This window comes from Dactylosporangium sp. NBC_01737, from assembly GCF_035963215.1.
In the GTDB taxonomy this organism is placed as follows: Bacteria; Actinomycetota; Actinomycetes; order Mycobacteriales; family Micromonosporaceae; genus Dactylosporangium.
This window is the reverse complement of the sequence record NZ_CP109153.1, coordinates 12,413,108-12,436,962: the sequence shown is the minus strand read 5'-3', so window position 1 is coordinate 12,436,962 and position 23,855 is coordinate 12,413,108. Positions and strand designations below refer to the sequence as shown.

The following is a 23,855-nucleotide window of genomic DNA, read 5'->3' as shown; positions in this document are numbered from 1 at the left end:
GCGGACCGATAGGAGAGCGATTCGTATGAGTGCCAACACCCGAAGCAAGCGGATCGATGCGATGCTCATCAGTGACCTCGCCGCCTTCGATCTCACGCTGTTCCACGCCACCCTGCTCGCCGGGCGCGTCCTGGCCGCGTTCGCGCCCCGGACCGGCGACCTCGAACCAAGGCGCGCGCTGGTGCAAGGCGTCCACAGCCTGATCCTGCAGGCAGAGCTGCTGCACGCCCGCGCCCACGAGCTGCGGGTCAGGCCGGGGAACCTGGGCCGGCCGTCGCCGGAGGCGATCGACGAGGTGACCGCCCTGCTCGACGCGGACGACCCCGCCCGGGCACTGGCCTGGAGCCGCACGCTGCTCGCCGGTCTGGCCGAGCTGTACCGGACCGCCGGCGGCCAGTGCGAGGCCGAGACGACCTTCCACGACAAGCGGCTGTACCTTCGCTGCCTCGCCCTCGCCGAGGACGGGCTCGACTACTACCGCGGCGTCGATCTGCCGGACGTCGGCATCGGCGCGATCCTGCGCGCGGAGCACCAGCCGGGCCCGTCGGTGACCCCGACCGGTACCGTGGCGCTGCGGCCCGCGCCGTGCCCGCACCGCAGCTACCCGAGCTGGGCACCGCGCGTGCCGGCAATCGGCGGGGCGACGCCCGACCCGTCGTTCGGCGAGCTGGACGACGCCACGGTCGTCTACCTGCTGCGCAAGAGCATCCAGATCGAGTTCATCGCGACCGACGTGCCGCTACGCAGCATGGCGGACTTCGAGGATCTCCCGCTCGGGTTCTACCTGGACATGAATCGCCACGGTCACGACGAGCTGCGGCACACCGACCTGCTCGTCGAGCACCTCGTTGCGATGGGCGTCGACTACCGCCAGTTTCCGTACCGCGAGCCGGACCTCTACTCGGCGATGGCCGGGCAGCCGCTCGACCACCGGATGATCGTGCTGAGCCGCACCGGCGAGGACGCCGCCATCGAGGTGTTCTCCAACGCCGTGCCGAGGCTCCGCGCCGCCGGCTACGAGTCCGTCGGCATCATGTTCGACCACGTGCTCGCCGACGAGGTCCGCCACGTCACGTACGCCAACCGGTGGCTGCGGCACCTCTACGACGGCGACGACCTGGCCGTCGAAGCGGCGACCGAGCGGTGCCTGGCGCGGCACAACGAGATCGTCGACGAGGTCGGCCTCGGCGACTACGCCAAACGCGAGACCGACCATATGGCGTTCCGTGGCCGGGGCAAGCCCAACCTCGAGCTGCGAGCGCTGGCCGGGTTCAGCGAGCGCGACCTGCAGCGGCTCGCCGGCGACACGGCCGAGACCGTCTGACCTCCCGCCGCGACCTGGGCTTCGCGGCCGTCGCCAGTCCTGCAACCGAACGGGGGTACCACTGATGGCCGTCGTCGTGACGTTGGCCGCGTCGCCGTCGCCTTCCTCGCGCACGTCGTGCCTCGTCTCGCACGTGCGCGGCGGGCTGCTGGCGCGCGGCCACGACGTCGGCCACCTGGAGCTGCGCGAGCTCCCGGCTGAGGCGCTGCTTCAGGGCCGGGCCGACGACCCGCCGGTGCGTATGGCGGTGGACCTGGTCCGCGACGCCGACGGCGTGGTCATCGGTACCCCGATCTACAAGGCGTCGTACTCCGGGCTGCTCAAGGTCTTTCTCGACCTGCTGCCGCGGCACGCACTCGCCGGCAAATGCGTGCTGCCGCTGGCGACCGGCGGCTCACCGGCCCATGCGCTGGCGCTGGCGTACGGTCTGCACCCGGTCCTCACCGCCATGCGCGCACGACGGATCTGCCCGGGCCGATTCCTCCTGGACAGCCAGTTCGACGCCACCGAGATCCTTCCCGAGGCGACCGGACCGCTGGATCGTGCGGTCGCCGAGTTCGACGACGACCTGTCGGCCGTCCTCGAACGCCTGCCCGGCTGATCCTCGAAAGGAGAGGAGACACGTAATGACCGCACCGCAGGCGCTCCGTCCGGCCGCCGACGTTGCCGTCGGCGCGCGGCGTGCGCTGCTCCGGCTCGCCGCCACCCAGAGCGTCCATCTGGGATCGTCGCTGTCCGTCGTGGACATTCTCGTCGCCGTCCACGGCGTGATGCGGTTGACGCCGGAGGACCTGACCGACCCTGACCGGGATCGGCTGATCCTGAGCAAGGGGCACGCTGTCTGGGCGCTCTATGCCGTGCTCAGTGAGCTGGGCCTGCTCGACCTCGGCCCCGGACGACTCCTGCCCGGCCACCCCGCGGACGGCACCCCCGGCGTCGATGCGGCCACCGGCGCACTCGGTCATGGTCTGTCGATCGGCGCCGGCCTGGCCATGGCGGCCCGGCTGCACGGACGGGCCCACCGCACGTTCGTCGTCCTGGGTGACGGCGAGCTCAACGAGGGCTCCGTGTGGGAGGCCGCGATGTTTGCCGCGCACCGGCGACTCGGCCGCCTCACCGCGATCGTCGACGTCAACGGCATGCAACAAGAGGGGCGCACGGCCGACGTGCTGGACCTCGCGCCGCTCGACGACAAGTGGCGGGCGTTCGGCTGGAATGTCGCGACGGTCGACGGCCACGACCACGCCGCGCTGACCCGCTGCCTGCCGGCGGCCGCCGACGGCGACCGGCCCACGGTCGTCCTCGCCCGCACCGTCAAAGGCCGCGGCGTCTCATTCATGGAACACAGCGCCGAATGGCACGTCGGCTCGCTCACTCCGGACCTCCTCAGCACGGCTCTGCGCGGCCTCGGCGACCCGGCCCCGGTGGCGCATGGCTGAGCCGGCCACCACGACGCAGACGCTGAGCATGCGGCCGATCGTCGCCGAGGTGCTCGTCGACCTCAGCGACCGGCATCCCGACCTCGTTGTCGTCACCGCCGACGCCCGAGCCCTCACGGCGGGGGTGGAGCGGCGACATCCCGCCCGGGCCGTCGACGTCGGTATCGCCGAGGCCAACCTCGTCGGTGTCGCCGCCGGACTCGCCCGGGGCGGCAGCAAGGTGGTCGTCGCCGCCATGGCGCCGTTCCTCGTCCGCCGGGCGGCGGAGCAGATCCGCATCGACGTGTGCCGCCCCGGCCTGGACGTGACGTTCCTCGGCGTCGGCGGCGGTCTCAGTTACGGCAGCCTCGGCGCCAGCCACCACGTGCCGGAGGACCTGGCCGCGATGTCCGCCATGCCGGGTGTCCGGGTCTTCTGCCCGGCCGACGTCCACGACGCCGCGTGGGCGGTGCGGGAGGCGGTCGACGGCGACGGCCCCGGCTATGTCCGTCTCGGTGCCCGCGCCGACACGGTCGTCCACGACGAGGCCCAGCCGTTCTCGGCGCTGCAGCCGCGGCTGCTCGGGCCCCCCGGCGGCGCCCTCGTGGTGGCCACCGGGTCGACCGTCGCGGAGGCACTGCACGCCGCGCAGCTGCTGCGCGACGCGGCCGGACCCGTGCGGGTGCTCGCGCTCACGGCCGTGCATCCGTTCCCGGAGCAGGCGCTGTTCGACGCTGTGCGCACGGCGACCGTGGTCGTCACCGTCGAGGACCATTTCGCCCTGGGCGGCATCGCCGGCCGGGTCGCGCTCACCCTCGCCGGACGGCACCACCTGCCCTTCGCCGCTCTTGCGGTCGACGACCGGCCGGCCCCGGCACTGGACCGGGACGACCTTTACCACTTCTACGGCATCAACGCGGCCACGATCGCGCGGACCGTGCTCGAGTTGACGCACTCACGAGCAGGGAGAGCACCGTGCGCATCGTCCTAGGCGCGTCGGATTTCGGGTTCGGCCCGATATCCAAGCTCACCGCGATATCCCGGGCCTTGGCCGGCCACCACCGCGTCCTGACCGGCACGACGATCCGGGCCGACTTCGCCCGGATCAACGCCGATGCGTTCGACGAGGTGGTGGCCCCGCGGGACAGCTCACCGACCGCACTGGATGGCCTGATCCTCGACAGTGACTACGTCATTTCGGTGATGGATGCCGACCTGGTGTTCCGAGCGGTCGCCCTGGGCCGTCCGGTGTTCTACGTCGACAGTCTCTTCGCGTTCTGGCAGCTGCGGCGGGAGCCCGCGGCGATCGCCGAGCTGTGCGCGAAGGTGCGCCGCGCCGGCTTCGGGACCCTCGAACATCACCTCGGCGGCCTGTCGCCGCACGAGCGGCAATACGCCGCGCATCTGCTCGCGGACGCCTCGGCGGTGCAGAACTTCCCCGGGGTCCCCGAGCGGTTGGCCGAGATCCAGCGGGTGTACGACGGCCGGATCCACCTCACCGGTTCCATCGTGGACGAGCAGAGCCTCGCCGTCGCCGCCGGGTCCGGTGCGGGTCCGGACCTGCTGCTCAGCCTCGGCGGGTACAAGAACTTCCTGCTCGACTTCGACCACAACAACGAGTACCTGCGGCTCATCGCCCGATGGATGAGCGATCTGCTGGCGGACTGGCCCCGGTTCGAGCGGGTGGTCGCGTGCTCGGGCGGATTCGCGGGCGACCGGGCCGGCTCTGTCTCGGTCGGCGACCGGCGGGCGGACCTGACGTGCCTGGCCCAGCCGGCGTTCATGCGGTTCCTGGCGTCCGCCCGGCACTGCATGCTTACGCCGGGGTTGACGGCAATTCACGAGGCCACGGTCCTCGACCGGTTCCCGATGGCCCTGCCGGAGGAGCATTACGGTCACATCGTCAACCTCGCCGGCCTGCGCGGGACCCTGTTCGCGAAGTGCGGCAGCCGCTTCGCCGACATGGTCGACAACTACGCCGTGCCCGACCACGACTACCAGGGCACCGCCGCGATCATCGCACAGGTCGCCCCGCTGCTGACCGACGACGCGGCGTACCGCAGGTTCCGGCGCGGGATGAACGAACGCATCGAGGCGTTCGTCGCGCTGAGCGCGGACGAGCGGGCCACCGGCGCGGCCGAACTACGATCGCTGTTCCACGGCGAGCGCTTCACTGAGCTGCTCGGCCGGCTGCTGCCGGTCGGAGCCACTGCGCGGAGCACATCATGACCGGCCGGCCCGCTCCGACCGTCGCCGAGGTGTCCGAGGCGCTGCTCGCGGTTCACCGCGACACCGACGGTGCCACCAAGGAGCGGATCACTTTCCGGTCCTGGACGCCGCACAGCGAGCGCAAACAACGGCAACGGCTCTTCGTGGAGTCCACGCTCGACGGAACCCCGCGATACGTGGCCAAAGTCCCGCTCGACGAGCAGGACGGCATGGTCCAGCGCGAGTGGCAGATCCTGTCGGGCCTGCGCGGACTGGACACGCTGCGACCGCGGGCCGTCCGGCGGCTCGGACGGGGCTTCGTCATGACCTACGTGGCGGCCGTCGACTTCCCGGACCGGATGGCCGCCGCGTCGCCCGCGGCGTGGCCGGAACTGCTCGGCGATGCACTCGAACTCGCCGCGACGGTCCACCGCAGCGCGCCGGCCTCGACGTCGGTCACCGCGATCGACGTCGCCGCCGCCTACCTGCCCGACCTCGACCGCCTGCCCGGCTCCGCCCTGGCGGGTCTGGACGGCGCCGCCGTCGGCCCCGCCCATGGCGACCTCGGCCCGTGGAATCTGCGCGTCGACGGCCGTGGCCGGATCTCGCTCATCGACTGGGAGGACTACCAGCCGACCGGCCTGCCGGCACTCGACGTGCTCAACGTCGTGCACACGGCGGCGCTCATCGCCCACCCCGACTATCGGGAACGCGGCTTCGGCTGGCTGTTCGAGCAGGTGTTCCACGGCACCGGCGCGTTCCGGCTCGCCGTTGACCAGGCCCTGGACCGCTATGCGCGGCTCACCGGCGCGGACTCCGCCGCGATCATGCGGCTCACCCCGCTCTTCTGCCATTGGATGATCCGGCGGATACGCAACCAGGGCCGGCCCGCCGATCACCTGTTCTTCCGGCCATTCGCCGAGCACTACGAGGCCGAGACCCCAGAGTGGCGGGTGGACAGCCGTGTGTGAGCCCGACCCGAGAGAGCCCGACGAGACAGGACGGAAGGTGGGTGACCGATGACAGAAATCGCCGTGATCGGCATGGCCGGCCGGCTCCCCGGCGCCGACACCCTGGACGAGTTCTGGCACAACCTGCTCGGCGGGCGGGACGGGATCAGCCGCACGCCGGCCGCCGACCTGCGAGGCCTCGTCCCCGACGACCTGCTCGACGACCCCCGGTGGGTCGGTGCGTCGGGTCGCCTCTCCCGCGCCTTCGACTTCGACGCAGCGTTCTTCCGCATGTCGCCGAAGGAGGCGTTGATCACCGACCCGCAGCACCGGCTGCTGCTGAGCGTGGTGCACGACGCCCTCGAGGACGCCTGCGTGGTGCCCGAGCGGACCGCCGGCACCATCGGCGTCTTCACCGGGGTCGGCCGCAACCGGCACGAGGAGCTGGTGCGTGGGGTGCTCGCCGCGAACGGTGAAGCGGTCGACGAACTGGCGCTCGAAGTAGGCAATGACAAGGACCACAGCGCAACCAAGGTCGCGTACCGGCTGGGCCTGTGTGGCCCCGCGATCACCGTGCAGTCGGCCTGCTCGACCGGCCTCGTGGCCCTGCACCAGGCCGGGCAGAGCCTCGGCGGCTACGAGTGCGATGTGGCCGTCGTGGCCGCCGCTACGATGCGCCTGCCCGACCAGTTCGGATATCTCTACTTGGCCGGCGGTATCGGCTCACCCGATGGGTACTGCCGACCGTTTTCCACCCGTGCGAGCGGGACGGTCAGCGGCGACGGTGTCGTGTCCGTCGTGCTGAAGCGCCTCGACGACGCCCGGGCCGACGGTGACCGGATCTACGCTGTCGTCCGCGGCTCGGCGGTGAACAACGACGGTGCGAAGAGCGGCTACGCCATGGTCAGCGCCGAGGCGCAGGAACGGGTGATCCGCGATGCCCTGCTCTTCGCCGAGGTGGACGCCGAGCAGATCGGTGCCGTTGAGGCGCACGGCTCCGGCACCCCCCTCGGCGACGCGGTGGAGTGGGCGGCCCTGTCCGCAGTGTACGGCGGGCAGCGTCCGGCCTTCGTCGGCTCCGTGAAGTCCTCCATCGGGCACGTGCGCGAGGTCTCCGGGCTCGCCGGCTTCGTCCGTATGGTGCGCAGTGTCCACCATGGACGGATCCCGCCGACCCTGCACGTGGGCACACCGGCGCAGGCGGTCGGGCGCGGGTCCGGCCTGCAGCTGGCCAGGGTGGCCCGGGACTGGGCGGACACCGACCTGCGCCGCGGCGCGATCAGCTCGTTCGGCCTCGGTGGCACCAACGTGCACGTCATCGTCGAGCAGCCGCCGCTGCCGGCAGACCGGGAAACCGACGGCGCCGCACCGTCGCTCGTGCTCGTGTCGGCGAGCTCGGCCGCCGCCGCGGACCGTACCGCGACGGCATGGCGTGCTGCGGTGACCGCCGGGCGGATGTCTCCCGCGGAGGCCGCCGACGTCTCGCAGTTCGGTCGCCGGCAACGCCGCTACCGCCGCTTCGGTATCGGCCACGACGGCGCGGAGCTGGCCGCGGAGCTCGACGACGGCACGGGCCACACTCACGACGCGGTTCCCGCATCCGAGGTGTGCTTCGTCTTCCCCGGCGTCGGTGACCACTATCCGGGCATGTGCGGCGGGCTGGCGGAGCTGTTGCCGGGCTTCGCCGACCTGGTCGAGCGGTACCTGAGCGTCTGCAGCGACCACGCCGGGCGCGACCTGCGCGGCATCCTGCGGGCACCGGCTGCGGGAGCGCGGCGAACGGGTGCGGCCGTCGACCTCCGGCGGCTCGTCGACGGCCGCCGGACCCAGGACCCCGCGCTGACTGATCCGGTCGCGGTCCACGCGGCGCTGTTCTCGGTGCAGCTCGCACTGGCCCGGTCGCTGCGAGCGATCGGCGTCCAGCCCGCTGCCGTCACCGGGCACAGCCTCGGTGAGCTGGCCGCCGCCGCATCCGCGAACATGTTCAGCGACGACGACGCACTCCGGATCGTCGTCGCGCGCGCCGCCCTCGTCGCGGCCCAGCCCGAAGGCGTGATGCTCGCCGTCAGCCTGCCCAGGACGCAGGCCGAGGAGCTGACCGGCCCCGGTGTCTGGCTGGCGGCCGTGAACTCACCCCGCAGCTGCGTTCTGGCGGGCGAGCGGCCCGCCGTCATGGCGGTCGCCGACCGGCTCGACCAGCAAGGGATGCCCGGACGGCTGCTCCCGGCTCGGCACGCATTCCACACGCCGATGCTCGACGACGCCGGGCGCCAGCTCGCCGAACTGCTCGCCGACATCCCCATCGCGGCACCGGACGTCGCGATGATCGCCAATCTGACCGGCACCTGGAGCACCGACGAGATCCGCCTGCCCGGCTACTGGCACCGGCAGTTGACCGCACCGGTCCTGTTCAGCGATGCGCTACGCACCGCCGCCGAGCGGTGCGGGGTCCTGCTGGAGATCGGACCCGGCCAGCTACGTACCCTCGTGGCCCAGGCCAGGGCCGAGCTCGGCGGCACGGCGGTCGTCGCGACGGTTCGCCGCGAGTACCAGAACGACTCCGACGCCGCCGTCCTGCTGCGGGCGCTCGGCCGGCTCTGGCAGACCGGCACCGAACCCGACTGGCAGGCGCTGCGGCCGGGCCGCCCGCCGAAGCGGGTGAGTGCGCCACCGACCGCCACCGACGACCGCAGCGTCTACATCGCCGAAGGCTGGACGCTGGTCGCGCCGGCCGGCTCGATGGTCGCGGCACCCGTCGCGCCCGCCGGCCCACCGACCGCCGCACAGCGCCCGGCGACGGCTACCGCCGACGAGGACCCGGACGAGCTCCGCACCGTCCTGGCGGGGCTGTGGCGGGAGATCCTCGGCGTCGCCGACCTCGGCCCCGCCGCGGACTTCTTCGAGCTGGGCGGCGACTCGATGATGAGCGTCCGGCTGCTCGCCGGCATCGAGCGCACCGTCGGCGTCAGGGTGCCCGCGACCGTGGCCTTCGAGGCGTCGTCACTCGAAGGCATGGCCAAACACGTCGGCGCATGGCGGGACGGGAACACAGCGCGATGAACGCAACCATGGACAGCGTGGCCGATGACAGCGGTGTCGTCGGTGTCGTCGGCGCCGGCGTGATGGGCGCCAGCCTCGCCCAGGCCCTCACCGCCCGCGGCGTCGCCACCGTGCTGCAGGACGCCGATCCCGCGGCCCTGCAGGAGGCCGCCCACCGGATCGCCGCGGGCGACCGGTTGGCCCGCCTTACCGCGGGCGGATCCGGTGGCCCCGCGGACGGCCCGGGACGGCTCAGCTACGTCACGGCGACGGAGGAGCTCGCACACTGCGCGCTGGTCATCGAGAACGTCACCGAGGACGCGCGGGTCAAGGAGGCTCTGCACGACCGGCTCGACCGGATCCTCGACCCGGGCGCGGTCGTGGCCGTCAACACCTCCGCCATCGCCGTGTCGGGCTTGGCGCTGGTGACCGGCCACCCCGAGCGGGTCGTCGGCGCCCACTTCATGAACCCGGTGGCGACGTCGTCAATGGTCGAGGTGATCCGGACGCCGTACACCGCGCAGTGGGCGCTGGACCGGCTCGGCGCGCTCGTCCGTCGGCTCGGCAAGGACTCGGTGGTGGTCGCCGACGCCACCGGGTTCGTCATCAACCGCTGCCTCATGATGTTCATCAACGAGGCCGCAGCCGTCCTGGACGACGACGTGGCCAGCCCTCAGCAGGTCGACCGGCTGTTCCGCGGGTGCGTCGGGCACCGCACCGGCCCGCTGCGCACCGCCGACATCATCGGCATCGACACGATCGTGCACACGTTGCGCGTCCTCACAGACGCCTACGGGCCCGAGCGCTTCACCCCTTCCGCCCGCCTGCTGCGCATGGTGCGAGACGGGCACCTCGGCCGCAAGACGGGCCGGGGCTTCTACATCTACGCCGGGGAGGCGTCATGACCATCTCGTCCGCGCCGTCCACAACACCGGACCAGGCGACGATCCGGGGTGTCGTCACCCGTTTCCTGGCGCGCTACGTCGACGACACCACCCTCATCGACAACGAACGGCTCATCACCGGCGGCCTGCTCGACTCACTCGCCGCCGTGGAGCTCATCGCGCAGCTGGAACGCCAGTTCGCCCTGACCGTCGACGACGAGGACCTCGACATCGAAAACTTCGACAGCGTGGCGGCCATCGTCGCGTTCGTCGGCCGGAAGGTCGGCACGTGACCGCCGACGACGGCCTGCCGGTGGCGCTGGCCGGGTTCCTCGCCTCGATCCAGGAGCCCGCGGCGCAGTTCCCGGCGCAGTTCGTCCGTGACACCGCCCGCACCGGTCTGCTTGGCGCGCTCGTGCCGCGCGAACACGGCGGTCTCGGCCTCGACTACGCCCGCTTCGGCGAGCTCAACCGCGCGGTCGCCGAACGGTCGCCGTCGTTGCAGAGCCTGTTCACCGTGCACGGCATGGTCTGCCGGGCGGTGTCCCGCTGGGGCCAGGAGGAGCTCCGCAAGTCCCTGCTGCCGGATTTCGCCGACGGTACCGCCACCGCATCTTTCGCGCTGAGCGAGGAGAACGCCGGCAGTGACGTGCGCCGGATCACGACGACCGCCCGGCCGGTGGCCGGCGGGTGGGAGCTGACCGGACGGAAGCGGTGGGTGACCTTCGGGGAGACCGCCGACCTGTTCCTGGTCTTCGCCACCTCCCCGGCCGGTCCGGTCGCGGTGCTCGTCCGGCGCGACGACCCCGGCCTGCGCACCCGGCCGGCCCCGGCCACCAGCGGCTTCCGCGGCTCCCGGCTCGCCGACGTCGAGCTCGCCGGATGCCACGTCCCGGCGGAACGGCTCCTCGGCCGGCCGGGAACGGCACTGTCGCACATCGCGGCGGACGCGCTCATCGTCGGCCGGCTCAGTGTGGCCTTCGGCGCGTGGGGGCTGGCCCGGGCCGCGCTGTCCGCGGCGACCGGACGGGCGATCCGCCGCGAGCAGTTCGACGGCCCGCTGCACCGGCTGCAACTCGTCCGCGGCCTCCTCGCCGACAGCGCGGTGGCCGTGGACGCCGCGGAGCTGCTGTGCCGTCGGGCCGCCCGGGCGCTCGACGACCGGAACGAATGGGCCGTCGCCCACGTGCTCACCGCCAAGCTGGCGGCGAGCCGCGCAGCATCGGCCGCGGCGGCGACGGCCGCCCAGCTGCACGGCGCGGAGGGCCTCGTCGCCGGCAGCGCGGTCGACCGGCACGTGGCCGACGCCCGGGTCATGGAGATCATCGAGGGCAGCACCCAGCTGCTGCAGCACCTCATCGCGGAGCAGCAGCTCGCGCGGTTCCGCACCACCGGCCACATTGAGCCGCCACCGTCCCGTTGAAAGGATCGAGGAATTGTCCCCAGCGCCATCCAGCCGCGTGAAGTGCGTGGTCTGGGACCTCGACGACACTGTGTGGTCCGGCATCCTGGCCGAGGGCGGCGGCGCCGAACTGCGCCCGCGGCTGGCCGAAATCCTCACCGCCCTCGACGAACGGGGCGTGCTGCACTCGATCGCCAGCAAGAACGAGCCGCAACGAGCGATGGCACGGCTTCGCGAACTGGGCGTAGCGGACTACTTCCTGTACCCGCAGATCTCCTGGCAGCCGAAGTCGGAGCTGGTCCAGGCCATCGCGAAGGCGTTGAACATCGGCCTGGACACGCTGCTGTTCGTCGACGACTCGCCGTTCGAGCGGGCCGAGGTGGCCCACGTGTGCCCGCAGGTGCGCTGCGTCGACGCCGCCGACCTGCACGAGCTGCTGGCCCTTCCGGGGCTGGCGGCGGCGGTCACGCCCGAGTCGCGCAACCGCCGGCTGATGTACCGGCAGGAGGAGACCAGGCGCGCCTACGAGGAGACCTTCGAGGGGCCGCGCAACGACTTCCTGGCCACGCTCGGCATGCGGCTCACGATCGCACCGGCCACGGTGGACGATCTGCTGCGCGCCGCCGAGCTGAGCCAGCGGACCCATCAGCTCAACACCACGGGTCTCACGTTCTCGGCCGACGAGCTGGCGGCGCTGCTGCCGCGCGCCGATCAGGCGCTGTTGACGATGTCGCTGGAGGATCGGTTCGGCTCGTACGGCACGATCGGCATCGTGCTGCTCGGCCTCGACGACAACGAGTGGCGGATCCGGCTCTTCCTCATGTCGTGCCGGGTCATGGGCCGCAACATCGGCGGCGCGGTCCTGGCCTACCTGGCGCAGCAGGCCAGCACACACGGACGCATCCTGACCGCCGACTTCCTGCCCAATGACGTCAACCGTCCGATGTACATGGTCTACCGGCTCGCCGGCTTCGTCGAGACCGGCGACGGCGGTAGCGGCGAACTCGTCCGGCGGCTGCGGCTGCGGCCCGGCGCAGGACCGGCTGTGCCGCCCTACGTCGAGCTCACCGCCGCTGCGCTAGCGAGCCTGTGACAGCACCTGGTGCGCGACCAGCTCCAGGTGGTCGAGGTCGGTGAGGTCCAGGAACTGCAGGTAACAGCGCTGGACGCCGGCTTCGGCGTATCGTCCGACCTTCTCGACGATCTCGGCCGGTGACCCGGCGAGACCGGTCGAGCGCAGCTCGGCGGTGCCCCGCTGCAGGCGGTGCGCGCGGGTGGTCACCTCGGCGTCGGTGCCGCCGCAGCAGATGGTGAGCGCGACCGAATACGTGAGGTCTCGCGGGTCCCGGCCGGTCTCAGCGCAGGCCGCCCGGACCCGCTCGAACGCTGTCGCGGTCTTCTCGATGCCGGCCATGCCGATGTTGAACTCGTCGGCGAACCGTGCCGCCAGGCGCGGCGTGCGGCGGGCACCGTGCCCGCCGACGATCAGCGGCGGATGCGGGCGTTGCCGGATGCCGGGCAACGCCGGGGCATCGTGGAGTCGGTAGTGCTTACCGATGAAATCGAACGTCGAACCGGCCGGCGTCGACCACAGGCCCTTGAGGATCTCCAGCTGTTCTTCCAGCGGGTCGAAGCGCCGGGCGGGAAACGGGATGCCGTAGGCGGTGTGCTCGTCCTCGTGGGAGCCCGCGCCGAGTCCCAGTTCGACGCGGCCCTCGGACATCTCGTCGACCTGCGCCACCTGGATCGCCAGCGGGCCGGGCAGCCGCAGGGTGGCCGCCGACACCAGCGTGCCCAGCCGGATCGTGCGGGTCTCGCGGGCGATGCCGGCCAAAGTCAGCCAGGAGTCGGTGGGCCCGGCCCGGTCGCTGCCGGGGCCGAAGGCCAGGAAGTGGTCGGATCGGAAATAGCCGGTGTAGCCGAGATCCTCGGCGGCCTGGGCGGCGGTCACCTGTTGCGCATAGGTCGCGCCCTGCAGCTGCGGCTCGGTGAAGACGCGGAAGTCCATGAGCACCGAAGCTATGGCGCGGCACGGACCGCGGGCCAGCCGTTGCCGGTGGCAGTTGCGGACAGGCAACTTGTACCGCGCACGGAGACGGGCCGGGGGCCCGTGCGGGGGCCTAGCATCGGCTTGCAGCGAGCGAATCTGCCCTGAACTGTTTCGGATGGGACTGTGCCCATGACTCGGAAATCTCTGCTCATGCTCAGCGACGATGCCCACGTCGTACGCGCCTGTGCCGACCTCGGCGTCGATCTCACCGTCGCTTGTGGACTGCCGCAGGCCGACTTCGGCCGGGTGGCGATCCCGTCCGCCGACCGGCAGCTCTTCCTCGAGAGCGCCCACGACGTCGAGACCGTGCTGCTCGGCCTGTACCGGGCCGGAATCGATCCGTCGAGCTTCGACGGCGTGTACTCCACGGACGAGGGCGGCGTCACCGCCGCGGCGTTCCTCGGCCAGGCGCTGGGTATCCCGTCCATGTCGCCACGCGTCGCCGCGCTGTGCCGGGACAAATCGCTGGCGAAGGCCGCGCTGTCCGCCGCCGGCGTGCCCACGGCCGATTTCATCGTCATCGACGACCTGTGCGAGCTGCCGGCCGACTTCGAGGTGCCGTTCGCCCCGGCGGTGCTGAAGCCCGTCTCCGGCGGTGCCACCTACTACACGTCCGTCATCCGGTCGAGCGCGGAGCTGCAGGAGGCGGCGAAGCGGGCGCGGGCCGACCGGCGCTTCCGTACGTACATTCTCGAGTCGTTCGTACCCGGGGACGAGTACCACCTCAACGGCGTGGTGTTCGACGGCGAGCTGCGGTTCCTCAGCGTTGGCGGCTACGTGCAGCCTTGCCTGACCGCGGTGTCCAACAATCAGTGGCTGCGCACGTTCGTGTTCGACCCGGTCCAGGACGCGGCCGTCTACGAGCGGGTTACCCCGATGGCGGAGCAGGCGCTACGGGTGCTTGGGCTGCGGGCCGGCGTGTTCCACATGGAGATGTTCTACGACGCGGAGCACGAACGCCTGACGTTCGGCGAGTGCGCGGCCCGCCGCGGCGGTGGATGCGTCGAGGAGGAGGTCCTCCACAAGTTCGGCGTCAGCCTCGCCGAGGCCGCGGCCCAGTGCGCGCTGGGCATCGAGCCGACCCTGAAGCCGGAGATCCGCCCCGCCGCGGTCGGTGCGGCTTTCCTGCCCTACGTGCCCGGCCTGCTCGTGTCCCACCCGACGGAGCACGAGCTGATGGCGCTGCCGAACGTCGAATACGCCATGGTCGAGTGGCCGATCGGCTTTGACATGGAGCCGATGGTGAGCACCATCATGAAAATGGGTCATGTGCTGTTCGCGGCGGACTCCCGCGCGGAGCTGTTCAAGCGCATGGACGAGGTCGTTTCGTGGTTCCAGGAGCGGACCGTGGCCGTGCCGCCGGGTGCCACACCGCGCGAACTGCTGCGGTGGCAGGCCGGCGTCAAGGCTGCCGCCGCGGCTCGGGCCGAGCACGTCTAGTGGCCGGGATCGAGGTCGACCGGATCTCGCGGCGGTACCACAGCCGCACCGGCGTGCTGTGGCGGCAGCGCCAGGAGACCGAGGCGGTGCGCGAGGTCAGCTTCGCGGTTCGGCAGGGTGAGCTGTTCGGCCTGCTCGGGCCGAACGGCGCCGGGAAGACCACCATCATCAAGATGCTGACCACGCTGCTGCTGCCCACCTCAGGATCGGCACGGGTGCTCGGCCACGACGTGGTCTCCGCCACGACCGAGGTCCGCCGGCGGGTCGGTTACGTGTTCGGCGGCGACCGCGGCCTCTACGACCGGCTGTCGGCGCTGGACAACCTGCGCTACTTCGCCGAACTGTACGGCGTGCCGGCCCGGAAGCAGCGGCGCCGGATCGCGCAGGTGCTGGAGACGGTCGACCTTGCCGGCCGGCAACGGGAAAGGGTCGAGGGTTTCTCCCGCGGCATGCGGCAGCGCCTGCACATCGCTCGCGGCCTGCTGCACGACCCGCCCGTGATCTTCCTCGACGAACCCTCGATCGGCATCGACCCGATCGGCGCGCGGAAGCTGCGCGCGACCGTGGCGGCGCTGACGGCCGTGGGCAAGACGGTGCTGCTCACCACGCACTACATGTACGAGGCCGACGAGCTGTGCGACCGGATCGCGGTCATCCGCGACGGGTCGATCGTCGCCGAGGGAACCCCGGCGGAGCTCAAGGCCCGCGCGTCCGGAAGCACCGTCCTCGACGTCGTCGTCTACGGGGTGCCGGACGGCACGGTCGAGCGGATCGGCGATCTCGCAGGCGTGCGATCGGTCGCCGTCGAGGAGCGGGCGCAGGCGCAGGCGCTGCTGGTGCGGACCGAGCCGGGGGCCGAGGTGGCGCAGGCGGTGCTGGCCTGTCTCGACGGCGTCACCATCGGCAGCGTGCTGACCCGCGAGCCGACGCTGGAAGACGCTTACGTCGAGCTGGTGGGCCGGTCATGACCGCCGGCCGCGTGCTGCGCGTCTTCGCCATCACGTGGCGGATGCACATGAAGATGCTGCATCGATCGGTGTTCGACGGCGTCATGCAGGTGGTGTGGCCGCTGTTCTTCGCCACCGCAGCGCTGCTGATCTACCGGGTCCACGGCGATGCCGACGCGCTCGTCTACGCGGCACTCGGCGCGAGCGTGATGACGATCTGGACCGCGATCAGCACCACCGCGAGCGCCGTCCTGCAGCGCGAGCGCGGGTTCGGCACGCTGGAGCTGCTGGTGGCGGCCCCGGCGCCGTTCCCGCTGTCGATCGCGGCAATCGTGTCCGCGGTCTCGACCGTGGGCAGCTACGGGATGCTTGCGACGCTGGTGTGGGCGCGCCTGCTGTTCGGCGTGGAGCTGCACCTCGGCCGGCCCCTGCTGTTCGCCGGGGCGGTCGCCGCGACCGTGCTGTCCTTCGCGGTCCTGGGCTTCGTACTGTGCGTGACGGTCGTACGGTACCGCGTCGCATGGGCTCTGAGCGGCCTGCTCGAGTACCCCGTATGGCTGGTCTGCGGGTTCCTCGTGCGAACCGGGCTGTTGCCGGAGTGGCTGCGGCCGCTGTCGTGGGCGCTACCGCCTTCCTGGGGGATGGCGGCGATCAGGGCCACGGTCGAGGGCGCCAACCCGTGGCGGCAGCTGGCGCTGTGTGCCGGGCTCGCGGTGGCCTACGGCACCCTCGGCGTGTGGCTCACGGAGACGATCCTGCGTTCCGCCCGGAAGAACGCCGCCCTGTCCCTCAGCTGAACGGTGGGCCGCATGAACTGGCTTCGAATTCTTGTCGTCGGCGGGGTCACCAGCTACCGTGCCTTGTTCGGATGGCTCTCCCCGTGGATCCTGATCCCGTCGCTGGTCGTCGCGCCGCTGGCGCAGATCATGCTGTTCGCCTACATCGGGCGCAGTGCCGGCCTTGAGACTGACACGTTCTTCGTCGTCGGCAACGCGGTGCAGTACGCCGCCATCCCGTGCCTGTTCGGGATGACCAGCACCATCGCGGGCGAGCGGCTGCAGGGCACGCTTGGCATCGTTCTCGTCTCGCCGGCGTCCCGGCTGGCGCTCGTGCTGGGCCGGGCGCTGCCGGTCCTCGTCAACGGCTTCGGGGTTGCGCTGTTCGGGCTGTTCGCCGGCGGCGCGCTGCTGGGGGTGGCGGTGCCGTACGCGGCGATCGGGCCCGTCGTGCTGGCAGTTCTGACGTGCTCGGGCTCGTGCATCGGCCTCGGACTGGTCAACGCGGCCTTCGGACTGCGGCTGCTCGACACCGCGGTGCTGTCGAACCTGCTGTTCGGCGTGCTGCTGCTGTTCAGCGGGGCCAACATCCCGCCGGGCGCGTTGCCGTCGTGGATGGCGGCGATCGGCGAGTGGATGCCGCTGACGCACGGCATCGCGGCCACCCGCGCGCTGGTCGCCGGAGCGACTCTGGCCGGGGTCGGCCATCTGCTGATCACCGAGGCGCTCATCGGCGCGGGTTACGGCCTCGCCGGCGCGTTGCTGCTGCGCCTGCTGGAGATCGAGAGCCGCCGATCCGCCTCGTTGGAGGCGGCCTGAGCCACCACGTGAGCCATCGGCCGGGCGCGGCTCGCGTCGAGCGGCAGGTCTGGCGCCACCCGCCGCGACCCGCTCACCCTCGGCTCAGCCGGGAGTAGACGGCGGCGTAGTGGGCCGCGGTGCGGGCCCAGGACCAGTCGTCGGCCATGATCCTGCGGCGCAGCTCGGTGTGCCGCCCCGGGTCGCCGGCCATCCAGTCCAGGGCGGTAGTGACCGTGTCGCGCACCGAAGCCACCGTGTGCTCGGCGATGACGAAGCCGGTCCCGCGGTCCGGGTCGCGGCGCAGATCCGCAACCGTGTCGTTGAGGCCGCCGACCGGGCTGACCACCGGGACGGTGCCGTAGCGAAACGCGATGAGCTGGTTGAGTCCGCCCGGCTCGACCCGTGAGGGCATCACGGTGAGGTCGGCACCGGCGAACGTCAGCCACGCTATGTCCTGGTCGTAGCCCGGCACGTGGGCGAGCCCGGGTAGCCCCCGCATCTGCCGTCGCACGTCGGCCGTGGCGGGGCCGACGAGCACCAGCTGCAGCCGCCCCGCGCGCAGCAGCGGCGCGAGTGCCGCGACCAACAGGTCGGAGCCCTTCTCCGGGACCAGCCGCGAGCAGACCCCCACCACCGGCAGCATGTCGTCCTGCGGCAGCCCGAGCCGCTTCTGCAGGGCCAGCTTGTTCGACCGCTTGCCCTGCTCGACCGTCGTCGCGTCGTACACCGTGGACGAGCGGCCGGGGGCGGCGGGGTCCCACAGCCGCTCGTCGACGCCGAAGAGGACGCCGGACAGTTCCAGCCGCCACAGCGCCTCAGGCATGGGGTCGCCGTCGACCGGTGCCCGCAGCTCGTCGGCGTACGTCGGGCTGCACGTCACCGCGGCGTCCGCCACGAACAACCCGGCGAGCAGCAGGCTGGGCCGGCCACGGGAGTCGTCGCGCAGCCGCCGGGCGACGCGGTCCGGCAGACCCCGCACGACCGGGTCGCGCCCGCGCAGGTCGCCCCGGTACAGTCCATTGTGGATGGTCAGCAGCTGGGGCAGGTGAGGAAACCGCTCGCGCAGATGGGCCATGGCGGCGCCGGACTGCCAGTCGTTGCCGTGCACCAGCGTGTGCGCCGCGGAGCCCGCGGCCGTCGCCGACACCCAGTCGGCGACGCACAGGCCGAAGTAGGCCGCCCGCTCGGCCTCGTCCGCGAACGCCACGTAGTCGTCGTCGCGGTAGATGCCGGGCCGGTCGTACCAGCGGTCGGCGCGGATCAGGTACATGTTGCCGGCCGGCGTGCCGTCCAGCAGCCGGTGCACGGTGGCCGCCCGCTCCGGCAGCTCCAGCACCGCCTCGGTGCGCAGGCCGAGTCGGTGGACCAGTCGCGGATAGTACGGCAGAACGAGATCGTGCTCGATGCCGTGCCGCCCGGCGAGCGCGGCGGGCAGCGCGTTGCTGGTCAGGCCGAGGCCGCCCTCGGCGAAGTAGGGCGCGTACTCCTGGGTGACGAACAGGCATCTCATGCCACGGCCTCCCGGGCGTCCGCCAGGCACGCCGCGAACCGTCGCAGCAGCCGCTCGTCCTGGGCCCTGATCGAGCGCAGCAGCGCGATGGCCTCAGCGCGGAAGTCGGTGCCATGGCCCTCGGCGTGCGCGATCGTCATCATGCGCAGGGCTCGGGCCATGCGCTCGACCTGCCGGTACGGCTCGACCAGGTCCCCGACCGCGGGAACGAGCTCGGCGCAGCGGCTCAACCGGGCCACCATCAGGCGCTTGTGCTCCCACAGGACATGCACGTTGCGGGGGTTGTACTCCTCGCGACCGGCCGCGTAACCGTCCAGGTAGGATTCGAGCAGGTTGTAGGTCTCCAGCCCGTACGCCCGGTCCCAAGGGTCCCGCTGCGCCTGGAAGTGCGTTGAGGTGTTGAAGGACTCCAGATATTCGATGACGCCGCGCTCGACGTACTTGAGGTCGAAGGTGTACTCGCCGGCGTCGTTGTACCGGTAGAGCGTCAGTGGCACGTCGTAGAACGGGCCGGAGCCGTTGTTGTGATACGCGATCGGCAGGTCGTCCTGCGGCAGCTGCGTGGCGCGGAAGACCTGGTGCTGGTCCCACCCGTAGAGCTCGAAGCAGTCGTCCCGGTCGTCGACGCCGCGGATCAGGTTTTCGTGCGGGTAGTCGTTGCGACCGTAGGCCAGCCGTTCCGGGACGTACCGCTCGTTGAGGCCGAGGTAGACGTAGAAGTCCAACTCGATCGCGTCCCGTACGATACCGGCGATGCCCCGGTCCTGCCGGCTCACCCAGTCCCGGTTCAGCCGGAGCGTCTCCAGCCACGGGCTGACCGAGTAGTCGTGGACGTAGAAGGCGAACGGCACGGGTGCGGCCTCGCCTGAATGCTCGTAAACGACCTGGACGTAATTGCTGAGTACCCAGTCCGTGGCCTTCGGACGGGCCGCCAGAATGCCGAGGGGGGCGGCGTAGAACAAGAAGCCGTAGGCGAGCGGCTGCTCGAACGCGAGTGTCTTCCGCACGGCTCGACGCTAGGGGAGCAGCCCCGGCGCCGGCAGGGTGACACCGGTCGAACAACCTGCCAGGCCGCAACCCCTCGCCCCGGGTGCGGCCGCGCGTCGCCACGATGGCCGATCATTGCGGTGTTGGGTTCGGGTCCGTCACGTACAGCACCTGGGCGAGCTGGCTGCGCTGGCGGATGCCGAGCTTGTCGTAGGCGCGCTGCAGGTGATTCTCCACCGTACGGACGGACAGTACCAGCCGCACGGAGATCTCGGTGTTGCTGAGCCCGGCCGCCGCCAGCGCGCAGACCCCCTGCTCCCGCCTGGTGAGGCCGGACACCGCCACCGGTTCGACCAGCCACGCGGGCCAGTGGCCGCCGCAGCGGTCTCGCAGCTCGGCGATCCGTCGCGTCAGCCGCCCCGCCGCACGCTGGTCCGAATCCGGACACGCCTGCCGCGCCCGCACCGCCGCCTCGAGGGCGAGCACGGTGTAGTTGCGTTGCTCCCAATCCAGGCTCAGCGCTTCCAGCCGGCCTCGGTCGGCGCCGGCCAGGGCGGCGGCGTAATCGGCATACCACGAGAACAGCGGGCTGTCCGACATGTCCGCCACTCGCCGGACCTCGGCGGCGGCCTCGGCCGATGGTTCGACCCGGGACCACAGGTGCAACGCCTCCATGGCCGAGCCGACGACGCCTGTGCCGATGAACTGCTCGGCCAGGTCCCGCAGGATCTTCACGGCGATCGCCGGCTGGTCGGTGCTGGCCAGCAGCAGGGCCCGGGCGAGCTGGGCGTAGTCGCCACTGCGGCTGTCCGCGGAGGGCAGCAGGTCATCGATCGCGGCCAGGGCCCGGGTGGCGCGTTCGACGTGGCCCTGGTGCGCCGCCCACCACGCCTGCATGCCGAGGATGTTCGCTCGGATGGGGAAGAGCGTATGGGCGTCGGTGAGGGCGAACGCCTCGCTGGTCCACTTCGCGGCCTGTTCGACCCGGCCCTGCTCGCCGTGGCAGACGCCCACCATCATGGCGAGCAGGCCGACCCCGTCGGGGGAGCCGTGCGCCACCGCATCCTCGTAGTACCGCTCGGCGAGGAGCGCGGCCTCCTCCAACTGCCCGCACATCACGAGCGCGTGGATGTGGCAGGCCTGGGTCGCGGCCCGCATCGTCGGCCAGCTCGGCTGCGGTGACACGCCGCCCGCGAGCTCGCTCGCGGCCTGTCTGGGCGCTCCCGCGTACACCAGGACGAACGGCAGCAGCGGGGTCAGCGCGCCGGCCAGCAGCGGCTCCTGCGGCGGTTTCTCCCACGCGGCGACGACGGTGGCCGCGGCGTTGATGTCGGCCTTGTAGAACACCGCGATGCCGGCCTCGGCGACGAGCATCTCCGCGTGCACCTCATCCGGCAGGTCCCGATGGGCCTCTTCGAGCAGCGACAACGCGACGTCCGGCTGCCGCAATCCCCAGAACAGGTTCAGGGCGCGCAACGCGGCCGCCCGAGCCCGCAACAGTGGGGCGTCGAGCTGCGTGTACGCCGTCGCCAACGACACCTCGGCGTCCTGTGGCCGGCCCAGCGCGACCTGCGTCCGCCCCAGATACCACGCACCCATCGGACCGGGGATGCCCCGGGCAAGCCGCTCGGCCAGGGATGCGCCGCCCCGGTCCAGCGCGGCGTCGGCCGCGGCCAGCACATCGCCGAGGTCGACCGGCAGGCCCGCCTCGCAACGCCAGGACATGACACGGATGCGGTCCTCGACCGACACCACATCGTCCTGCATGGCCTCGACGAGCTCCCGCAGCAGGCGCCGGCGGCGCAACGGCTTCGTCCGGGTTCGAATAGCCTCGCCGAACAGCGGATGACCGAGTCGCACGAACACACCGCCGGTATCCACCAGTTTGATGACGCCTCGATCCTCCAGCTGCTCGGCCACCGCCGGTGCGACGAGCCGGTCCAGCACGGCGAGCCGCAGCGGCTCCGCGTAGGCGACGTACGCCAGTGCGGCCGCCTCCTCGTCCGACAGGATCCCGACCGTCAGATCGACGGCTTCGTACAGCCTGGGAATGGCGCGACCGCTCGGCCGCCAGGTCCAGACGCCCTCCTGGGCCACGAGGGTGCCCTCGGCGGCGGCGGCACGCAGCGTCTCCCGGACGAACAGCGGGTTGCCCAGCGTGATCCGCCACAGCGCGTCGAGGGTCAGGCCGCTGACCGGGCCGCCGAGCACCGCCGCCACCAGGTCGTCATGGCCGGCGCGGTCGAGTGGCGGCACGTCGACGCGGTCGAGCGCGCCGGCCCGGCGTACCAGCGCTACGACACGCGAATTGACCGCGTTGCTGCGCACCGTGGCGAGCACCTTGACCAGCCGGTCGGCGAGCAACCGCTCCAGCAACGCGGTGGACGCGTCGTCGAGCCAGTTGACGTCGTCGATGCCGATGACCATCGGACCGGTCGGGCAGCCCGTAGTGAACCTCCCTCTCACGTGCTGGAACGCCCCGGCGAGGTCAGAGTCGTCCGGCGGTGCGAACCCGGGCACGGAGCCGAACGGCACGTCCTGCCACGACGGCGTCGCGCTGACGCGCACGATGCCGAAGCCGTCGCCTTCCAGTTGGTCGAGGGCCGCCCCGAGCAGCCAGCTCTTGCCGACGCCGGGCTCGCCGGTCAACAGCGCTCCCGAACCGGTGCCCGCGGAAAGCGATCGTCGCACCGCCGCGAGTTCCTCGATCCGGCCGACGAGCCGGTGATCCCGCGCTGTCATCTCTCCGTCACCCATGCGCAAGCCTGTCCTTTCGGTACTCAGTCGACGCCGCCGCCGCTGGATTCTCGCCCGCCGGACCGCGCCGGCAGGGGCTCTGAGCAGCATCGACATGTGGCGGCATTCGGCTGTACACCCTCTCGTTCAATGCTTTAACGGCGTCGCCTTTGGGCCGGTTCGATTGAGTACCGCCTACTCAGGACGGCGCCTCCGGTCGTGACCAGGCTGGTATCCGTAACGGGACCTGTGCAGAGTTTGCGCCATCAACCGGACAGAACCGATGGAGTCCGTCGTTAAGTCGACTGATGGCGTGGAAGGAGATAAGAGTGGTGGACCTTGCCAAGGGGGTCGTCGACCAACTGGACGACCTGACAGTGACGGCTTACCGTCAGATCGCCGAGACCGGCGGCTGGGACGACGACAGCCTGCGTGCCGTCACCGGCGCCGCGGTAGAGGATCTCGACGCCGTCTTGCGCAGCCTGGCCGCGCTGCGGGTCATCGAGCCCAGCCCGGAGCGGGGCCGGGGCTGGACCGCCGTGTCGCCGCACGTGGCGATGGCGCGACTGGTGTCGCCGATCGAGGCGGACGCCCGCCGGCGAGCGGCCCAAGCGGCGCGGTTGCGCCATCAGCTCCAGCGGCTCGTGCCCGTCCATGAACAGCTGCAACACTCCAAGTACGGGCAGGCGCTGGAGATCGTCGGCGATGAGACGGCCCTTGCCGACCTGCTGGACGACGAGCTGTCGCGATCAGTCTCCAGCGTGTCCGTGCTCGAGCCCGGCACGCACCGCGTGCCGCCCGCCGGCTACCTCGACGCCTGCGAGCGCGGGCTGCGTTACCGGGCGGTCCACCAGCACGCCGTTCGGTACAGCGGCCCAGCGGCGGAGCTCATGGAGATGCTCACACGTGCCGGCGCGGAGCTCGGTACCGTCGACGAGCTGCCGCTTCGGCTGTTCATTTTCGACCACAGGAGCGCTGTCCTGATCGCCTCGGACGGGCCGGCATCGCCCGGCGGGCCGCCGCCGGCCATGGCGGTGGTCGTCCGCCAGCCGCTGCTTGTCTCGGTGCTCGCCGACCTGTTCGAGAGCACGTGGAGCCGGGCGGTGCCGTTCGAGGCCGTCGAGCCGCAGCCGGCGTACGTGCTGGACGACGTCAAGCGGGCCATCCTGCGGCTACTCGCGACCGGTGCCAAGGACGAGCTGGTGGCACGGCGGCTGGGCATCTCCGTACGGACCTGCCGGCGGCATATTTCCGACATCATGGATGCAATCGGGGCGTCGAGCCGCTTCCAGACGGGCGCGATAGCGCGCATGTCCGGCCTGGTGTAGCCCAATAGTGCCCCGGCCGAGTGCCGCCGAGGCACCCGGACGGCGTCAGTCGCCG

At 71.5% G+C, this 23,855-nt stretch carries 20 protein-coding genes; 16 read left to right on the top strand and 4 right to left on the bottom strand.

From position 1 onward, the window contains the following. Positions 1–61 precede the first annotated feature (61 nt). From OHA72_RS57230 to OHA72_RS57180, 11 genes are all read left to right on the top strand, one after another. Positions 62–1,324, top strand: coding sequence for a DUF455 family protein (locus tag OHA72_RS57230; RefSeq protein WP_327004497.1), 1,263 nt, complete (start codon positions 62–64; stop codon positions 1,322–1,324). A gap of 64 nt (positions 1,325–1,388) precedes the next feature. Then, positions 1,389–1,925 (top strand): NADPH-dependent FMN reductase, encoded by a 537-nt coding sequence (ssuE, locus tag OHA72_RS57225; protein ID WP_327004496.1) that lies wholly within the window; start codon positions 1,389–1,391, stop codon positions 1,923–1,925. Between the two features lie 25 nt (positions 1,926–1,950). Then, positions 1,951–2,763, top strand: a complete 813-nt coding sequence (locus tag OHA72_RS57220; RefSeq protein WP_327004495.1) for a transketolase — start codon at positions 1,951–1,953, stop codon at positions 2,761–2,763. Beyond that, positions 2,756–3,733 carry a transketolase family protein gene (locus tag OHA72_RS57215; protein WP_327004494.1) on the top strand — a complete coding sequence of 326 codons (978 nt, stop codon included), beginning with the start codon at positions 2,756–2,758 and terminating at the stop codon, positions 3,731–3,733. Before OHA72_RS57220 ends, OHA72_RS57215 begins: the two co-directional genes overlap by 8 nt. After that, positions 3,718–4,971: a hypothetical protein gene (locus OHA72_RS57210; protein WP_327004493.1), complete on the top strand. Its 1,254-nt coding sequence runs from the start codon at positions 3,718–3,720 to the stop codon at positions 4,969–4,971. The genes OHA72_RS57215 and OHA72_RS57210 overlap by 16 nt, the downstream gene beginning before the upstream one ends. Then, a complete protein-coding gene (locus tag OHA72_RS57205; RefSeq protein WP_327004491.1) occupies positions 4,968–5,921 on the top strand; it encodes a phosphotransferase in 954 nt (317 codons plus the stop codon). The genes OHA72_RS57210 and OHA72_RS57205 overlap by 4 nt, the downstream gene beginning before the upstream one ends. Positions 5,922–5,969: 48 nt before the next feature. After that, positions 5,970–8,960 carry a type I polyketide synthase gene (locus OHA72_RS57200; RefSeq protein WP_327004490.1) on the top strand — a complete coding sequence of 997 codons (2,991 nt, stop codon included), beginning with the start codon at positions 5,970–5,972 and terminating at the stop codon, positions 8,958–8,960. Positions 8,961–8,977: 17 nt separating this feature from the next. Further along, positions 8,978–9,844, top strand: coding sequence for a 3-hydroxyacyl-CoA dehydrogenase family protein (locus OHA72_RS57195; RefSeq protein ID WP_327004488.1), 867 nt, complete (start codon positions 8,978–8,980; stop codon positions 9,842–9,844). Beyond that, positions 9,841–10,116: an acyl carrier protein gene (locus OHA72_RS57190; protein WP_327004487.1), complete on the top strand. Its 276-nt coding sequence runs from the start codon at positions 9,841–9,843 to the stop codon at positions 10,114–10,116. The genes OHA72_RS57195 and OHA72_RS57190 overlap by 4 nt, the downstream gene beginning before the upstream one ends. Further along, positions 10,113–11,246 carry an acyl-CoA dehydrogenase family protein gene (locus tag OHA72_RS57185; protein ID WP_327004486.1) on the top strand — a complete coding sequence of 378 codons (1,134 nt, stop codon included), beginning with the start codon at positions 10,113–10,115 and terminating at the stop codon, positions 11,244–11,246. The genes OHA72_RS57190 and OHA72_RS57185 overlap by 4 nt, the downstream gene beginning before the upstream one ends. A 37-nt stretch (positions 11,247–11,283) precedes the next feature. Next, on the top strand, positions 11,284–12,318 hold the full coding sequence (locus OHA72_RS57180; protein WP_327004485.1) for an HAD-IIIC family phosphatase: 1,035 nt from the start codon (positions 11,284–11,286) through the stop codon (positions 12,316–12,318). On the opposite strand, the gene OHA72_RS57175 is transcribed toward OHA72_RS57180, so the two are convergent. Then, on the bottom strand, positions 12,304–13,233 hold the full coding sequence (locus tag OHA72_RS57175) for an LLM class F420-dependent oxidoreductase (protein ID WP_327004484.1): 930 nt from the start codon (positions 13,231–13,233) through the stop codon (positions 12,304–12,306). The genes OHA72_RS57180 and OHA72_RS57175 overlap by 15 nt on opposite strands. A gap of 171 nt (positions 13,234–13,404) precedes the next feature. On the opposite strand from OHA72_RS57175, the gene OHA72_RS57170 reads away from it, so the two are divergent. Genes OHA72_RS57170 through OHA72_RS57155 form a run of 4 tightly spaced genes read left to right on the top strand, consistent with a single transcriptional unit; the run spans position 13,405 to position 17,257 of the window. Further along, positions 13,405–14,715 (top strand): ATP-grasp domain-containing protein, encoded by a 1,311-nt coding sequence (locus OHA72_RS57170; RefSeq protein ID WP_327004483.1) that lies wholly within the window; start codon positions 13,405–13,407, stop codon positions 14,713–14,715. Next, on the top strand, positions 14,715–15,683 hold the full coding sequence (locus tag OHA72_RS57165) for an ABC transporter ATP-binding protein (protein ID WP_327004482.1): 969 nt from the start codon (positions 14,715–14,717) through the stop codon (positions 15,681–15,683). The genes OHA72_RS57170 and OHA72_RS57165 overlap by 1 nt, the downstream gene beginning before the upstream one ends. Then, the gene (locus OHA72_RS57160; protein ID WP_327004481.1) at positions 15,680–16,459 is read left to right on the top strand and encodes an ABC transporter permease; all 780 of its coding nucleotides are present in this window, start codon (positions 15,680–15,682) and stop codon (positions 16,457–16,459) included. Before OHA72_RS57165 ends, OHA72_RS57160 begins: the two co-directional genes overlap by 4 nt. A 12-nt stretch (positions 16,460–16,471) precedes the next feature. Then, a complete protein-coding gene (locus tag OHA72_RS57155; protein WP_327004480.1) occupies positions 16,472–17,257 on the top strand; it encodes an ABC transporter permease in 786 nt (261 codons plus the stop codon). 73 nt (positions 17,258–17,330) lie between these two features. Here the strand turns inward: OHA72_RS57155 and OHA72_RS57150 are convergent, their stop codons facing one another. The 3 genes from OHA72_RS57150 to OHA72_RS57140 all read right to left on the bottom strand — a co-directional run bounded on the left by OHA72_RS57150 (position 17,331) and on the right by OHA72_RS57140 (position 22,478). Then, on the bottom strand, positions 17,331–18,749 hold the full coding sequence (locus OHA72_RS57150; RefSeq protein WP_327004479.1) for a glycogen synthase: 1,419 nt from the start codon (positions 18,747–18,749) through the stop codon (positions 17,331–17,333). Continuing rightward, positions 18,746–19,756, bottom strand: coding sequence for a hypothetical protein (locus OHA72_RS57145; protein WP_327004478.1), 1,011 nt, complete (start codon positions 19,754–19,756; stop codon positions 18,746–18,748). The genes OHA72_RS57150 and OHA72_RS57145 overlap by 4 nt, the downstream gene beginning before the upstream one ends. A 112-nt stretch (positions 19,757–19,868) precedes the next feature. Beyond that, complete coding sequence (locus OHA72_RS57140) at positions 19,869–22,478, bottom strand: helix-turn-helix transcriptional regulator (RefSeq protein ID WP_327004477.1); 2,610 nt, start codon at positions 22,476–22,478, stop codon at positions 19,869–19,871. Positions 22,479–22,780: 302 nt separating this feature from the next. Here OHA72_RS57140 and OHA72_RS57135 point away from each other — a divergent pair, with 302 nt between their 5' ends. Then, positions 22,781–23,800, top strand: a complete 1,020-nt coding sequence (locus OHA72_RS57135; RefSeq protein WP_327004476.1) for a helix-turn-helix transcriptional regulator — start codon at positions 22,781–22,783, stop codon at positions 23,798–23,800. Positions 23,801–23,855 lie beyond the last annotated feature (55 nt).